This is a genomic window from Enterobacter cloacae complex sp. IR5418 (genome assembly GCF_049238105.1).
GTDB classification, from domain to species: domain Bacteria; phylum Pseudomonadota; class Gammaproteobacteria; order Enterobacterales; family Enterobacteriaceae; genus Enterobacter; species Enterobacter hormaechei.
Genome location: NZ_JBMKHS010000010.1, coordinates 22,519 through 38,187, shown reverse-complemented (window position 1 = coordinate 38,187; position 15,669 = coordinate 22,519). Strand labels below are relative to the sequence as shown.

Below are 15,669 nucleotides of genomic sequence, written 5' to 3'. Positions count from 1 at the left end.
CCCTACGCTCAACCGGCTAAACGCGCCAGTAAGGAACAGCCTGATGAGGAAACCGCACTGATGCGCGCCTCACGCCCTTGTGCCTGGTAATCTAAGTGAATTTCGACATCCGGGTCAGGCAGCACACCCGCACCTTGTTGCGGCCACTCTACCAGGCAGATGGCGTCGTTGGCAAAGTAATCGCGGATCCCCATAAATTCCAGCTCCTCAGGATCCGCAAGACGATATAAATCAAAGTGGTACACCATGATATTTTCAAATGTGTACGGTTCTACCAGCGTATAGGTCGGGCTTTTTACGTTCCCGTTATGGCCTAACGCCTGCAAAAAGCCACGGCTGAAGGTTGTTTTACCCGCGCCTAAATCGCCATACAGATAAATGACGGTCGCCCCCTGACAGGCCTGCGCCACGCGCTTGCCGAGATCTAAAGTGGCTTGTTCATCAGGTAAAGGAATCGCTCGATTAGTCATTTTCTACGTCAATCACATCCGGGTTAACAACACGCCGCAGCGTGCAAAAAAGATCGGTGGCCAGCATACCGCGCGTTCCATAGCGGGCAGCCAGCCTGTCAGCCGCCGCACCGTGGGCCACACAGCCAGCACAGGCTGCATCATAAAGGGGAAGTTTCTGTCCGAGCAATGCGCCGATAATGCCAGAGAGCACATCGCCCATACCGCCGCTCGCCATGCCTGCATTACCGGCATCAATAATGCCTGTCGCATCATCGCTGGCAATGACCGTCCCCGCCCCTTTCAAAACAGCAACACCTCCGTAACGTTTTACCAGACGTTGGGCAGAAAGTAAGCGATCGCTTTCAATTTCTGCCACGCTACAGTTAAGCAGCCGTGCGGCTTCGCCGGGGTGCGGCGTCAGAATGCGATTGTGACGCTTATCCGGGTTTATTGCCAGAAGGTTAAGCGCGTCGGCATCCCACAGCATCGGTTTACGAAAATTCTCGACCTTTTGCAGGGCCGCTTTACCCCAACTCTGCTGACCAAGCCCCGGACCGATCACCACCACATCGGCCCATTCAAGGCTCTCTTCGAGCGTCTCAGGGGTAAGTTCATGGACCATTAATTCCGGACGCGCGGTAATTATCGGCGGAATATTTTCACTGCGGGTCAGCACGCGTACCAACCCGGCGCCGCAACGCAACGCGGCCTCTCCTGTCATACGAATCGCACCTGCCGTTCCGTGATCGCCACCAATAATGACCAGCCGGCCATGGTCGCCCTTATGGGACGTTGGCCGACGCGGCGGCAGCCACTGCGTAAGCCGGGAGGCGTCAACGCGGGTGAGGTGAGTATCCTGTCCGGCCAGCCAGTTTTCCAGCCCCAGGGCGGTATGGTGTAACGTGCCCACGACATCCCGTGCCTTACCGGTAAGCAGGCCCGGTTTCAGGGCGATAAAGGTCACAGTGTGCGCAGCCTCGATTGCTTCGCCCGGCGTCGCGCCGGTTTGGGCCATCAGGCCGGAGGGAATATCCAGCGCCACCACCGGGGCGGGGTGCGCATTAGCGCGCGTAATCAGCGCGGCGACATTATCGCGAGGCGCACGCATCAGCCCCGTCCCCAGCAGACCATCAACAATCACGTCAACATCATCGGGGCAGACGATATCAGGCGCATGAATGATGCCCCCCGCATTCAGCCAGGCCTCTCTGGCCAGGCCCGCTTCTTCTGGTAGCGGCTTGTCGCTCTCCAGCGCCAGCAGGGTGACGCGTAGCCCCGCCGCCACGGCAAGACGAGCCACCACATAGCCATCACCACCGTTATTGCCGTGCCCGCACAGTATCAGGTAGTGCGAGGCATCCGGATAAGCCATGCGCGCCACGTTAAATGCCGCCTCGCCAGCACGCTGCATCAGTTCGTAAAGGGTAATGCCCAGGCTGTCTGCGGCCTCTTTCTCGGCCCGACGAAGGTCATCCGCATGCCAGATGGAATGTGGTATACTTGCGGGGTTTTTCTTCACAGTATGGTCCGTCATGTCACAGCCCCTCGATCTCAATGAATTAGCGCAAAAAATAAAACAGTGGGGTGCTGAACTGGGCTTCCAGAAGGTCGGTATTACTGACACCGATCTCTCTGCCAGTGAGCCTAAGCTACAGGCATGGCTGGATAAACAATACCACGGCGAGATGGAGTGGATGGCGCGTCACGGTATGATGCGTGCCCGCCCCCACGAACTGTTGCCGGGTACGTTGCGCGTCATTAGCGTACGCATGAACTATTTGCCCGCTAACGCGGCCTTTGCGCGCACGCTAAAAAATCCTTCACTGGGTTACGTCAGCCGATACGCTCTGGGCCGTGACTACCACAAACTTCTGCGCAACCGTCTAAAAAAGCTCGGGGAAACCATTCAGCAGCACTGTGTTTCGCTGAATTTTAGACCCTTTGTCGATTCTGCGCCTATTCTTGAGCGCCCGATCGCTGAAAAAGCGGGGCTTGGCTGGACAGGTAAGCACTCACTTATCTTAAGCCGCGATGCGGGTTCGTTCTTTTTCCTGGGTGAACTGCTGATTGATTTACCCCTGCCGATAGACGGTCCGGTGGAAGAAGGCTGTGGCCGTTGTGTGGCATGTATGACCATCTGCCCAACAGGCGCTATTGTTGAACCGTATACCGTTGATGCGCGCCGCTGTATTTCCTATCTCACCATCGAACTGGAAGGCGCCATTCCAGAGGAATTTCGCCCGCTAATCGGCAACCGCATCTACGGCTGTGATGACTGCCAGCTGATTTGCCCGTGGAACCGTTATTCACAGTTGACGGACGAAGAAGACTTCAGTCCGCGCAAGGCGTTACATGCCCCGCAGCTAATCGAACTGTTCGCCTGGAGCGAAGCCTGGTTCCTGAAGGTAACGGAAGGTTCCGCCATACGTCGCATCGGCCACGTGCGCTGGCTGCGTAATGTGGCCGTTGCGCTGGGGAATGCCCCATGGGATGAAGCAAATCTTCAGGCACTCGAAAGCCGGAGAGGTGAGCACCCACTTCTTGATGAGCACATAGAATGGGCGATTGCGCAGCAAATTGAAAAGCGAAATGCGGGCGTGGTAGAAGTGCAGTTACCGAAGAAACAGCGCCTGGTCAGGGTGATTGAAAAAGGGCTGCCACGCGATGTGTGATATATTCACAGGCTGTGAATAAAAATAAGAATGCAGGCGCCATCAGCGCTGGCAAACAGGTCAAGTGATCTCAATAACATTTTGAAATCAAAATTTCTTGATTAATTTCATCGAGTTACGAATATATTATTCACCCTGCTAACATTTTGTACAGGCTGGTTTTATCGCGTTTTCTGTGGATAACTCTGTTCACAAGAGTATTTCAAATACAATAGAAAACGTCCCCAACGAAGCATTTCGCTGTGGATAATTTTGAGAAGAAGAAGAATTTGGAGCGGGAAACGAGACTCGAACTCGCGACCCCGACCTTGGCAAGGTCGTGCTCTACCAACTGAGCTATTCCCGCTTGGGTGTTCTGGTGCTATGCGTATCTTGCGATACTTTCAAATTTTGGAGCGGGAAACGAGACTCGAACTCGCGACCCCGACCTTGGCAAGGTCGTGCTCTACCAACTGAGCTATTCCCGCTTGGGTGTTCTGGTGCTATGCGTATCTTGCGATACTTTCAAATTTTGGAGCGGGAAACGAGACTCGAACTCGCGACCCCGACCTTGGCAAGGTCGTGCTCTACCAACTGAGCTATTCCCGCTTGGGTGTTCTGGTGCTATGCGTATCTTGCGATACTTTCAAATTTTGGAGCGGGAAACGAGACTCGAACTCGCGACCCCGACCTTGGCAAGGTCGTGCTCTACCAACTGAGCTATTCCCGCAAATCTGTACTGCTTTTGTTGCTGTCGTAACGTGTAATTCTCTGTCGTTACGGGAGGCGCATTATACGAGAAATCCGTTTAGCTGCAACCCCCCTCAAAGCGATTTTTTTGAAATTCAGTTCAAGTGCTTATTTAATCGGCAAGCTGAACAATTTAACGTCAAAAACCAGGCTGCGCAACGCGCCGGATCGCAAAATCAGAGCTTAATAAAGTTTTCGCGATAGTACGCCAGCTCCGCAACAGACTCACGGATGTCGTCCATTGCCTGGTGCGTCCCCTGCTTCGTGAAGCCGTCGAGAATTTCCGGTTTCCAGCGACGGGCCAGCTCTTTCAGGGTGCTCACGTCCAGATAGCGGTAGTGGAAATAGGACTCCAGTTCCGGCATGTACTTAAACAGGAAACGACGATCCTGACCAATGCTGTTGCCACAGATAGGCGATTTTCCTGCTGGCACCCACTGCTTCAGAAATTCAAGCGTTGCCAGTTCCGCTTCGCGATCACCCAGGGTGCTGGCTTTCACGCGTTCCACCAGCCCGCTGCCGGTATGGGTCCGCACGTTCCACTCATCCATCAGCGCAAGCTGGTCATCGGACTGGTGCACGGCAATCGTTGGGCCTTCCGCCAGAATATTGAGATTGGCATCGGTGACCAGTGTGGCGATCTCAATAATGCGATCGCGCTCGGGATCCAGGCCGGTCATCTCCAGATCGATCCAAATCAGGTTGTTTTCGTCCGCGCTCATGTTATTTTCCACCCTTCTCGCATAACCGGCAGTAGCAGGTTAACTAGTATTAATTAGAGTGTATCATAGAGGTTTTGCCCGCTATGGGCGACCAGGAGCCAGCGCGATTGAGTAAAAATAAACTCTCCAAAGGGCAGCAGCGCCGTGTGAATGCCAATCACCAGCGCCGTCTTAAAACCACTACGGAGAAGCCCGATTACGACGACAACCTGTTTGGCGAAGCGACAGAAGGCGTTGTGATTAGCCGCTTCGGCATGCACGCCGATGTCGAATCTGCCGACGGGGATATCCACCGTTGCAATATCCGTCGCACCATCCGTTCACTGGTGACCGGTGACCGCGTGGTCTGGCGTCCAGGCAAAGAGGCGGCGGAAGGGGTAACGGTTAAAGGCATCGTTGAAGCCGTGCATGAACGCACGTCGGTACTTACCCGTCCTGATTTCTACGATGGCGTAAAACCCATTGCCGCCAACATTAACCAGATCGTCATCGTTTCGGCGATTTTACCTGAGCTTTCGCTCAATATTATTGACCGTTACCTGGTGGCCTGCGAAACGCTACAGGTTGAGCCGCTCATCGTACTGAACAAAATCGATCTGCTGGATGACGAGGCCATGGCCTTTGTGAATGAGCAGATGGACATCTACCGCAATATTGGTTATCGCGTTTTGATGGTATCCAGCCGCACCAAAGATGGCCTGAAGCCGTTAGAAGATGCGTTAACCGACCGCATCAGCATCTTTGCAGGGCAGTCCGGCGTGGGTAAATCGAGTCTGCTTAATAACCTGCTTGGCCTTCAGCAAGCGATCCTGACCAACGATGTATCAGACGTCTCCGGCCTAGGTCAGCACACCACCACCGCCTCACGTCTTTATCACTTCCCGCACGGCGGCGATGTGATTGATTCCCCGGGCGTGCGTGAATTTGGTCTCTGGCACCTCGAGCCGGAACAAATCTTTAACGGATTTGTCGAATTCCATGACTATTTAGGCGCTTGCAAATACCGCGACTGTAAACATGACAACGATCCGGGCTGCGCCATCCGCGAAGCGGTGGAGAACGGTGAAATTGCGGAAACCCGTTTCGAGAATTATCACCGTATTCTCGAAAGCATGGACCAGGTAAAAACGCGTAAAAACTTTTCTGATTCTGATAACTGACAACTAAGCTAAGCGTCGCTAAAATCGTCCCCTTTTTTCAGGTTCCGGCAGCGTAATGCCGGATCAGGAACGACAAAACAATGGCCTGGAGGCTACCTTGTTAAACTCATTTAAACTTTCGCTTCAATACATTCTGCCGAAACTGTGGCTCACTCGCCTGGCGGGCTGGGGCGCGAGCAAACGAGCGGGCTGGCTGACCAAACTGGTCATCGACCTGTTCGTGAAATACTACAAGGTCGACATGAAAGAAGCGCAGAAGCCGGATACGGCAAGCTACCGCACCTTCAACGAATTTTTTGTGCGTCCGCTGCGCGACGAAGTGCGCCCGCTGAATACCGACCCGAACGTGCTGGTGATGCCTGCTGACGGCGTGATCAGCCAGCTGGGTAAAATTGAAGACGACAAAATTTTGCAGGCGAAAGGCCATAACTACAGCCTGGAAGCGCTGCTGGCCGGTAACTACCTGATGGCCGATCTGTTCCGCAACGGGACTTTCGCGACCACCTATCTCTCCCCGCGCGACTACCACCGCGTGCATATGCCGTGTAACGGTATCCTGCGCGAGATGATCTACGTGCCGGGGGATCTGTTCTCCGTAAACCATCTGACTGCGCAAAACGTCCCTAACCTGTTTGCCCGTAACGAGCGCGTCATCTGCCTGTTTGATACTGAATTTGGCCCAATGGCGCAGATTCTGGTGGGTGCTACCATTGTAGGCAGCATCGAAACCGTCTGGGCGGGCACCATTACTCCGCCACGCGAAGGCGTGATCAAGCGCTGGACCTGGCCTGCCGGCGAAGAAGACGGTTCTGTGGCCCTGCTGAAAGGCCAGGAGATGGGCCGCTTCAAGCTCGGCTCAACGGTGATCAACCTGTTCGCACCGGGTAAAGTGAACCTGGTCGACGGGCTGGAAAGCCTGTCGGTGACCAAACTCGGCCAGCCTCTGGCTGTATCGACTGAAGTCTTTGCAACGCCAGACGTTGCACCTGCCCCGTGGCCGGAAGAAGAGCTCAAAGCCGAGCACGATGCCAGCCCGCTGGTTGACGACAAAAAAGACGAAGGCTAACAACAGAAGGATCGCTGACGTGCGCCCGATTATCGTATTACTGATGGCCTGGTGCCTCAGCATGGGGGCGTACGCAGCGACGGCCCCCGACGCCAAACAGATAACCCAGGAGCTGGAGCAGGCTAAAGCGGCGAAACCCGCTCAGCCGGAGACCGTTGAGTCGCTCCAGTCTGCACTGAACGCGCTTGAGGAACGAAAGGGTTCCCTTGAGCGCGCGCAGCAATATCAGCAGGTTATCGACAACTTCCCCAAACTCTCTCAGACCCTGCGCTCGCAGCTCAACAACCTGCGCGATGAACCACGCCAGGTCCCCGCGGGGATGACGTCCGAGGCGCTGAATCAGGAGATCCTGCAAGTCAGCAGCCAGCTACTGGAAAAAAGCCGTCTGGCGCAACAGGAGCAGGAACGGGCGCGTGAAATTGCCGATTCCCTCAGCCAGCTTCCACAGCAGCAAACCGATGCCCGCCGTCAGCTAAATGAGGTGGAACGCCGCATCGGGACGCAGACAGGCAACACACCGCAGAATCAGGCGCAAAATCTTGGTCTACAGGCGGAATCCGCCAGACTTAAAGCGCTGGTCGATGAACTGGAGCTGGCGCAGCTTTCCGCAAACAACCGCCAGGAACTGTCGCGGATGCGTTCCGAACTGGCACAGAAGCAGAGCCAGCAGCTGGATGCGTATCTCCAGGCGCTCAGAAATCAACTCAACAGCCAGCGTCAGCGTGAAGCTGAACGTGCGCTGGAAAGCACCGAATTACTGGCCGAAAACAGCGCTAACCTGCCCGACAGCATCGTCGCCCAGTTTAAGGTTAACCGCGAGCTTTCTGCCGCGCTGAATCAGCAGGCGCAGCGCATGGATTTGGTCGCGTCGCAGCAGCGTCAGGCCACCAATCAAACCCTTCAGGTTCGTCAGGCGCTCAATACGTTGCGCGAACAGTCCCAGTGGCTTGGCTCGTCTAACCTGTTGGGCGAAGCGTTACGCGCACAGGTCGCCCGTCTGCCAGAAATGCCAAAACCGCAGCAGCTTGATACTGAAATGGCGCAGTTGCGCGTTCAGCGTCTTCATTATGAAGACCTCCTCAACAAGCAGCCGCAAATCCGCCAGATCCGTCAGGCTGACGGCCAGCCGCTCACCGGCGAGCAAAGTCGTATTCTGGAAGCGCAGCTGCGCACCCAACGCGAACTGCTCAATTCCCTGTTACAGGGGGGCGATACGCTGATCCTGGAGCTGACCAAGCTGAAAGTGTCAAACAGCCAGCTGGAGGATGCGCTGAAAGAGGTCAACGAAGCCACGCACCGTTACCTTTTCTGGACGTCCGACGTGAGGCCGATGACCTTCGCCTGGCCGATTGAGATCGTTCAGGACCTGCGCCGCCTCATTTCGCTGGACACCTTCAGCCAGCTGGGTCTCGCCAGCGTAATGATGATAACCAGCAAGGAGACCATCTTCCCGCTGCTGGGGGCGCTGATTCTGGTGGGCTTCAGTATTTATTCCCGTCGTCACTTCACCCGTTTCCTTGAGCGCTCCAGCGCCCGTGTGGGTAAAGTGACCCAGGATCACTTCTGGCTGACGCTGCGTACGGTGTTCTGGTCAATTCTGGTCGCGTCTCCGCTGCCGGTGCTGTGGATGACGCTCGGATACGGCCTGCGTGAAGCCTGGCCCTATCCGCTTGCCGTCGCGATTGGCGATGGCGTGACCGCCACCGTTCCGCTGCTGTGGGTGGTGATGATTTGCGCCACGTTTGCGCGGCCAAATGGTCTGTTCATCGCTCACTTTGGCTGGCCGCGTAATCGCGTTGCGCGGGCGATGCGTTACTACCTGATGAGTATCGGGCTGATTGTGCCGCTGATTATGGCGTTGATCATGTTCGATAATCTTAATGATCGGGAGTTCTCCGGCTCGCTGGGACGGCTGTGCTTTATGCTTATCTGCGGGGCGTTAGCGGTGGTGACGCTCAGCCTGAAACGTGCCGGGATCCCGCTCTATCTCGACAAGACCGGCAGTGGCGATAACATGTTTAACCGCCTGCTGTGGAACCTGCTGCTCAGCGCACCGCTGGCGGCGATGCTGGCGGCAGCGGTCGGTTATCTCGCCACGTCGCAGGCGCTGCTCGCACGACTGGAAACGTCGGTCGCTATCTGGTTCCTGCTGCTGGTGGTCTACCATGTGATCCGCCGTGGCATGCTGATCCAGCGTCGTCGCCTGGCGTTTGACCGTGCCAAACATCGCCGCGCAGAAATTCTTGCCCAGCGTGCGCGGGGCGAGGAAGAGCCGAACCACGTCAACAGCACCGAAGGGACGACAGACGCCGATGACGTCGAACTGGATCTGGATGCGATCAGTACCCAGTCCCTGCGGCTGGTGCGCTCAATTCTGATGCTGGTAGCCCTGCTGTCGGTGATCTTCCTGTGGTCGGAAATCCACTCCGCGTTTGGCTTCCTGGAGAACATCTCGTTGTGGGATGTGACGTCCACGGTGCAGGGGGTCGAAAGCCTGGAGCCCATCACCCTGGGGGCGGTGCTGATTGCGATTCTGGTGCTGATCATCACCACGCAGCTGATACGTAACTTCCCTGCCCTGCTGGAGCTGGCGCTGTTGCAGCATCTGGATTTAACCCCCGGCACGGGCTATGCGATCACCACCATCACCAAGTATTTAATCATGCTGTTTGGTGGGCTGGTTGGCTTCTCGATGATTGGTATCGAATGGTCAAAACTTCAATGGCTGGTTGCCGCCCTGACCGTTGGCCTGGGCTTTGGTTTACAGGAGATCTTTGCCAACTTCGTTTCTGGTCTGATCATTCTGTTTGAAAAGCCGATCCGAATTGGCGATACGGTGACTATCCGCGATCTGACCGGCAGCGTCACCAGGATCAACACCCGCGCCACCACCATCAGCGACTGGGACCGTAAAGAGATCATCGTCCCGAACAAGGCGTTTATCACCGAGCAGTTTATCAACTGGTCGCTGTCCGATTCCGTCACGCGTGTGGTGCTGACCGTACCCGCCCCGTCGGATGCCAACAGCGAAGAGGTGACGCAGATCCTGTATACGGCTGCTGAACGGTGTTCGCTGGTAATCGACAACCCGCCGCCGGAAGTGTTCCTGGTTGATTTGCAGCAGGGGATTCAGATTTTCGAGCTGCGTATCTATGCCGCGGAGATGGGACACCGTATGCCGCTGCGCCATGAGATCCACCAGCTGATTCTGGCTGGCTTCCGCGAACACGGAATTGATATGCCGTTCCCACCGTTCCAGATGCGCCTGGAAACGCTGGACGGACGTAAGACCGGAAGAACGTTGACGTCAGCGGCGCGCACGCGCCCGGCGGGAAGTTTGTAATCCTATCCCCCTCCCCGTCGGGAGGGGGTCAATCCTTTACGCCACTTCTGCTACACAGGCCGTCGAACGACGACGGTAATGCTCATAAATGCCCATTGCCAGCAGCGAGAAGAAGATCGGTCCGCCAACCATCCACAGCGTGCTGTTCCAGTCATTTGCCTCAACCACAGGCTGAATGACGGTAAAGATGTTGGCGAACGCGACGACCAGCACCACAACAGTGGTCGCCAGCAGCGTCGCCGCGCGGGTTTTGAAGATCACAAACGGCCGCTCCAGATCCTGCTTCGCCTTAAAGAACGGGAACGCCAGCGTCAGGAACAGATACGGAAGCGTCATCGATACGTTCGCCATCAGGGTCAGCTTGTTATAAAACGCCGATGCGGTATCGCCGCCAAAGGACACCAGCAGAATAAACACGCATACCAGCAGGCACTGCATCCACATCGCGTTGGCAGGCATACCGGCAGCATTCAGCTGCGTCATACGTGCGGGCCACAGCGCCTTTGGTGTCCCCTGAATAATCGCTTTCAGCGGCGAGTAGATCAGCGTGAAGAACGCGCCCGTATAGGCGAGGAACATCGACAGGCCGGTAATCCGCGCAAACCAGACCCCTAGTGTGGCCGACGTTTCCGGCGCGAGATCCTTGGCGTTGCCCAGCGTCATCCCCAGGCTTTTCATCAGCACGTAGGTAATGTTGCCGAGGTTGGTGGTGTTATTGCTCAACACCTGTTGCCAGTTGGTGCTGACGCCCCAAAGGAAAATCGCCAGCGAGTAGCCAATGGAAATGACGATGGCGGCAAAAATAATGCCTTTGGCGAAGTTCTTTTCCGGGTTTTCGGTTTTGTCGACCAGCCCACCCACGGCTTCAATACCGCCGTAAGCAAAGATGGCAAACACCACGAAGGAGAGCATGGCCAGCCCGGACTGGTAACCGGGATTAGGCGATGAAACGAAGTTGACTTCCTGTGCGAAATGCCCGCCGTTCAGGCACAGAATGGCGATGCTGACCAGCAGCAGCACCAGGTTCAGGCACATTACGGAAATACCGCCAACCGCGGTGATACGGGCAATTTTGTTGATGCCTTTGGAGGCCACCAGCGTGACCACCACCATCCAGCACACCGCCAGAATACCGACCACCTGCGTGGAGCTTAGCCCCGCCAGGGACCAGACCTGCGTTTTATCCGCACCGAAGAGAAACGTTGAGAACGGCACCCAGACCTTGGCCGCCGTGCTGACCATCCAGACGACGTAGGATGAAAACCACATGAACGTACCGATAAACGCGTAACGCGGACCGACGCTGTTGTTCATCCACGAATAGATGCCGCCCTCTTCTTTCCGGTAAGCTGAACCCATCTCGGCCATCATCAGCGCAAACGGAATAAAGAAGAACAGAGCGGAAACGATATAAAACGGCGTCGCGCTGTAGCCCATCAAATAAAACGCGGACGGGCTATTGGCAAAGCCAAAGACGGACGTAAAAATCATCAGGATCAGCCCGGTAAGGGTCATTTTTTTGAGTGAGTGAGACATATAACCATCCGAAACGGAATTAAACTGCGCGGATGGTAGCAGATGACCAGACAAATATTGTGGCTATCCGAGTCAAATTAAGAATAAGACCCGTGTTTAGAGGAAATAGCAGTTTTTAATGTGGCAGGGTTAAATGACCGAGTAGGCCGGGTAAGCGACAGCGCCACCCGGCAATTCTTTAAGCGCGATCGACCGTAAAGGCAATCACATCGCCCAGCTGTTCCGCGCCCAACGCCAGCATGACCAGACGATCCACACCCAGCGCCACGCCGGAGCAGTCCGGCAGACCGGCTTTAAGCGCTTCCAGCAGATGAGTATCAATCGGCTGCTGCGGCAGGCCACGTGCGTTGCGCTTGCGGTTATCCTGCTCGAAACGCTGCTGCTGCTCGCGTGCGTCGGTCAGCTCGTGGAAACCGTTCGCCAGCTCGATGCCTTTGAAATAGACCTCAAAACGCTCCGCCACACGGTGATCTTCGGTACTGATCTGCGCCAGTGAGGCCTGGCTGGCCGGGAAGTGATAGACAAACGTCGGACGATCTTTGCCAATCTGCGGTTCAACGCCAAAGGTGAACAGCAGTTGCAGCAGCGTGTCGCGATCCTCTTCGGTATCGGCCACGTTGCTCAGATCCAGTTTTGCCGCCACTTCGCGCAGCTGGGTTTTATCAGCCGACAGCGGATCGATTTCCAGATGGCGCTGGAAGGCCTGCTGATAGGAGAGCGTTTCCGCTTCCGCGCAATCGAGCACCTGTTGCAGCAGATCGTCGACTTCGTTCATCAGACGATACATGTCGTAGTGCGGACGATACCACTCCAGCATGGTGAATTCCGGATTATGGTGGCGGCCCATCTCTTCATTACGGAAGCTACGGCACAGCTGATAGACCGGACCACATCCGGCCGCCAGCAGACGCTTCATATGGTATTCCGGGCTGGTCATCAGATACAGATTCATGCCCTGAGAGTGGCCTGGGCCAACAAAACGGGTTTCAAACGGGACCAGATGAATATCCGTGACCGTCGCCTGACTCATGCACGGCGTTTCCACCTCCAGGACGCCGCGATCCGCAAAGAAGCGGCGGATCTCCGCCATAATTGCTGCGCGCTTTAGCAGGTTTGGAATGGATGCGCTCGGCTGCCAGGTGGCCGTTTCGCTCATGAGTTATTTCTCCGTTTTCAGACAAGGGCACGAAGTCTACTCGTAAGCCGGGGCAGAGACAAATTTTGCACAGTAAAAGTCCCTTTTCATTGCACAGAGAAATACTGTGACGCCATTCATTAATCACGATGATAAATCACCGCACAGAACAGCAAAAAAATCGAACACGTCAAATTTCCCTCACGTCTACGCGGTTATACTGTTTTACCCATAAAGGAGCAGTGGAATCGCTTCCGCAATCGTCCATTCGGGCAGGTGAACGTCCTTTAGTTCATTCCGTTGCGGGAAAACAAAAATCTGGAGGAATGTCGTGCAAACTTTTCAAGCCGATCTTGCCGTAATAGGCGCTGGCGGGGCTGGATTACGCGCTGCAATTGCTGCGGCACAAGCCAATCCGAACGCTAAAATCGCATTGATTTCAAAAGTCTATCCGATGCGCAGCCACACGGTAGCCGCAGAAGGAGGATCCGCCGCCGTCGCGCAGGATCATGACAGCTTCGAATACCATTTCCACGACACGGTTGCAGGGGGCGACTGGCTTTGCGAACAGGATGTCGTTGATTACTTCGTTCACCATTGCCCAACGGAAATGACCCAGCTGGAACAGTGGGGATGCCCGTGGAGCCGCCGTCCGGACGGGAGCGTCAACGTCCGCCGCTTCGGTGGCATGAAAATCGAACGCACCTGGTTCGCCGCCGATAAGACCGGCTTCCACATGCTGCACACCCTGTTTCAGACCTCCCTCCAGTTCCCACAAATCCAGCGCTTTGACGAACATTTTGTTCTCGACATTCTGGTCGACGACGGTCATGCGCGCGGGCTGGTGGCGATGAACATGATGGAAGGCACGCTTGTCCAGATCCGCGCGAATGCGGTGGTGATGGCAACGGGCGGCGCGGGACGTGTATATCGCTATAACACCAACGGCGGGATCGTCACCGGTGACGGTATGGGCATGGCGCTCAGCCACGGCGTACCGCTGCGTGATATGGAATTTGTTCAGTATCACCCAACCGGCCTGCCCGGCTCCGGCATCCTGATGACGGAAGGCTGCCGCGGCGAAGGCGGTATTCTGGTCAACAAAAATGGTTACCGTTATCTACAGGATTACGGTATGGGCCCGGAAACCCCGCTTGGCGAGCCGAAAAACAAATACATGGAACTCGGCCCACGCGACAAAGTCTCTCAGGCTTTCTGGCACGAGTGGCGCAAAGGCAACACCATCTCAACGCCGCGCGGCGACGTGGTACATCTCGACCTGCGTCACCTGGGCGAGAAGAAACTGCTGGAGCGTCTGCCGTTCATCTGCGAACTGGCAAAAGCCTATGTGGGCGTCGACCCGGTGAAAGAGCCGATCCCGGTGCGTCCAACCGCGCACTACACCATGGGCGGTATCGAGACCGATCAGCAGTGCGAAACCCGCATCAAAGGGCTGTTTGCCGTGGGCGAGTGTTCCTCCGTGGGTCTGCACGGTGCAAACCGTCTGGGCTCGAACTCGCTGGCTGAGCTGGTGGTCTTTGGCCGCATGGCGGGCGAACGCGCGATGGAGCGTGCCGCAACGACAGGTGAAGCTAACAGCGCCGCGCTGGATGCACAGGTTGCAGACGTCGAAAAACGGCTGAAAGACCTGGTGAACCAGGAAGGTAACGAAAACTGGTCGAAGATCCGCGACGAAATGGGGCTGTCGATGGAAGAAGGCTGCGGGATCTATCGTACGCCTGAACTGATGCAGAAAACCGTCGACAAGCTGGCCGAGTTGCAGGAGCGCTTCAAACGCGTACGCATCACCGACACGTCCAGCGTCTTCAATACCGACCTGCTTTATACCATTGAGCTGGGCCACGGCCTGAACGTCGCAGAATGTATGGCTCACTCCGCGCTGGCGCGTAAGGAATCCCGCGGCGCGCATCAGCGTCTGGATGAGGGCTGCACCGAACGTGACGACGTCAATTTCCTTAAACACACTCTCGCCTGGCGCGATGCGGATGGCACCACCCGTCTGGACTACAGCGACGTGAAAATCACCACGCTGCCACCAGCGAAACGCGTGTACGGTGCAGAAGCAGAAGCCGCCGATAAGAAGGAGAAGGCGAATGGCTGAGATGCAAAAACTGAAAATTGAAGTGGTGCGCTACAATCCGGAAGTGGACGCCGCACCGCACAGCGCTTTCTATGAAGTCCCTTACGACGAGCAAACCTCCCTTCTGGATGCGCTCGGTTATATCAAAGATAACCTGGCGCCAGACCTGAGCTACCGCTGGTCCTGCCGCATGGCAATCTGCGGCTCCTGCGGCATGATGGTCAACAAGGTGCCGAAGCTGGCGTGCAAAACCTTCCTGCGTGATTACACCAAAGGCATCAAGGTTGAAGCGCTGGGCAACTTCCCGATTGAGCGCGATCTGGTGGTCGACATGACCCACTTTATCGAAAGCCTCGAAGCGATTAAGCCGTACATCATTGGCAACCCGCGCACGCCGGATCAGGGCCCAAACACTCAGACGCCCGCACAGATGGCGAAATACCACCAGTTCTCTGGCTGCATCAACTGTGGCCTGTGCTACGCCGCCTGTCCGCAGTTTGGCCTGAACCCGGAGTTCATCGGCCCGGCCGCCATTACTCTGGCGCACCGCTACAACGAAGACAGCCGCGATCACGGCAAAAAAGAACGTATGGCCCAGCTCAACAGCCAGAACGGGGTCTGGACCTGCACGTTTGTCGGTTACTGCTCCGAAGTTTGTCCGAAGCATGTCGACCCGGCCGCCGCCATTCAGCAGGGCAAAGTGGAAAGTTCGAAAGACTTTCTTATCGCTACCCTGAAACCACGCTAAGGAGT

General features: G+C 56.0%; 11 protein-coding genes and 4 tRNA genes. 6 read left to right on the top strand and 9 right to left on the bottom strand.

All coding sequences use genetic code 11. The annotated features are described in order from the left end of the window. Nucleotides 1–8: 8 nt before the first annotated feature. Nucleotides 9–470 carry a tRNA (adenosine(37)-N6)-threonylcarbamoyltransferase complex ATPase subunit type 1 TsaE gene (gene tsaE, locus ACOTX7_RS10265; protein WP_421626075.1) on the bottom strand — a complete coding sequence of 154 codons (462 nt, stop codon included), beginning with the start codon at nt 468–470 and terminating at the stop codon, nt 9–11. Continuing rightward, nucleotides 463–1,986: a bifunctional ADP-dependent NAD(P)H-hydrate dehydratase/NAD(P)H-hydrate epimerase gene (gene nnr, locus ACOTX7_RS10260; protein ID WP_221813434.1), complete on the bottom strand. Its 1,524-nt coding sequence runs from the start codon at nt 1,984–1,986 to the stop codon at nt 463–465. Before nnr ends, tsaE begins: the two co-directional genes overlap by 8 nt. Between nnr and queG the strand changes: the two genes are divergently transcribed. After that, entirely contained in the window at nt 1,985–3,124 is a 1,140-nt protein-coding gene (gene queG, locus ACOTX7_RS10255) for a tRNA epoxyqueuosine(34) reductase QueG (protein WP_221256807.1), read from the top strand. The genes nnr and queG overlap by 2 nt on opposite strands. 270 nt (nt 3,125–3,394) lie before the next feature. On the opposite strand, the gene ACOTX7_RS10250 is transcribed toward queG, so the two are convergent. The 5 genes from ACOTX7_RS10250 to orn form a co-directional block, all read right to left on the bottom strand. Then, nucleotides 3,395–3,470 (bottom strand) — tRNA-Gly (locus ACOTX7_RS10250). Nucleotides 3,471–3,515: 45 nt separating this feature from the next. Beyond that, a tRNA-Gly gene (locus ACOTX7_RS10245) sits at nt 3,516–3,591 on the bottom strand. A 45-nt stretch (nt 3,592–3,636) separates the two neighbouring features. Continuing rightward, nucleotides 3,637–3,712 (bottom strand) — tRNA-Gly (locus ACOTX7_RS10240). A gap of 45 nt (nt 3,713–3,757) precedes the next feature. After that, nucleotides 3,758–3,833 (bottom strand) — tRNA-Gly (locus ACOTX7_RS10235). 196 nt (nt 3,834–4,029) lie between these two features. Next, on the bottom strand, nt 4,030–4,575 hold the full coding sequence (gene orn / locus ACOTX7_RS10230; RefSeq protein WP_003855965.1) for an oligoribonuclease: 546 nt from the start codon (nt 4,573–4,575) through the stop codon (nt 4,030–4,032). 107 nt (nt 4,576–4,682) lie between these two features. On the opposite strand from orn, the gene rsgA reads away from it, so the two are divergent. The 3 genes from rsgA to mscM all read left to right on the top strand — a co-directional run bounded on the left by rsgA (nt 4,683) and on the right by mscM (nt 10,144). After that, nucleotides 4,683–5,735: a small ribosomal subunit biogenesis GTPase RsgA gene (gene rsgA, locus ACOTX7_RS10225; RefSeq protein WP_169313201.1), complete on the top strand. Its 1,053-nt coding sequence runs from the start codon at nt 4,683–4,685 to the stop codon at nt 5,733–5,735. A gap of 97 nt (nt 5,736–5,832) precedes the next feature. Next, nucleotides 5,833–6,801, top strand: coding sequence for an archaetidylserine decarboxylase (gene asd, locus ACOTX7_RS10220; RefSeq protein ID WP_221256806.1), 969 nt, complete (start codon nt 5,833–5,835; stop codon nt 6,799–6,801). Between the two features lie 19 nt (nt 6,802–6,820). Next, a complete protein-coding gene (gene mscM, locus ACOTX7_RS10215) occupies nt 6,821–10,144 on the top strand; it encodes a miniconductance mechanosensitive channel MscM (protein WP_032673694.1) in 3,324 nt (1,107 codons plus the stop codon). Between the two features lie 36 nt (nt 10,145–10,180). Here mscM and yjeM read toward each other — a convergent pair whose 3' ends face one another. Next, nucleotides 10,181–11,680: a glutamate/gamma-aminobutyrate family transporter YjeM gene (yjeM, locus tag ACOTX7_RS10210; protein ID WP_221256805.1), complete on the bottom strand. Its 1,500-nt coding sequence runs from the start codon at nt 11,678–11,680 to the stop codon at nt 10,181–10,183. Between the two features lie 178 nt (nt 11,681–11,858). Continuing rightward, on the bottom strand, nt 11,859–12,836 hold the full coding sequence (gene epmA, locus ACOTX7_RS10205) for an elongation factor P--(R)-beta-lysine ligase (RefSeq protein ID WP_006810401.1): 978 nt from the start codon (nt 12,834–12,836) through the stop codon (nt 11,859–11,861). A gap of 310 nt (nt 12,837–13,146) precedes the next feature. On the opposite strand from epmA, the gene frdA reads away from it, so the two are divergent. Continuing rightward, the gene (gene frdA / locus ACOTX7_RS10200; RefSeq protein WP_047716189.1) at nt 13,147–14,937 is read left to right on the top strand and encodes a fumarate reductase (quinol) flavoprotein subunit; all 1,791 of its coding nucleotides are present in this window, start codon (nt 13,147–13,149) and stop codon (nt 14,935–14,937) included. After that, a complete protein-coding gene (gene frdB / locus ACOTX7_RS10195) occupies nt 14,930–15,664 on the top strand; it encodes a fumarate reductase iron-sulfur protein (protein WP_006810403.1) in 735 nt (244 codons plus the stop codon). Before frdA ends, frdB begins: the two co-directional genes overlap by 8 nt. Nucleotides 15,665–15,669 lie beyond the last annotated feature (5 nt).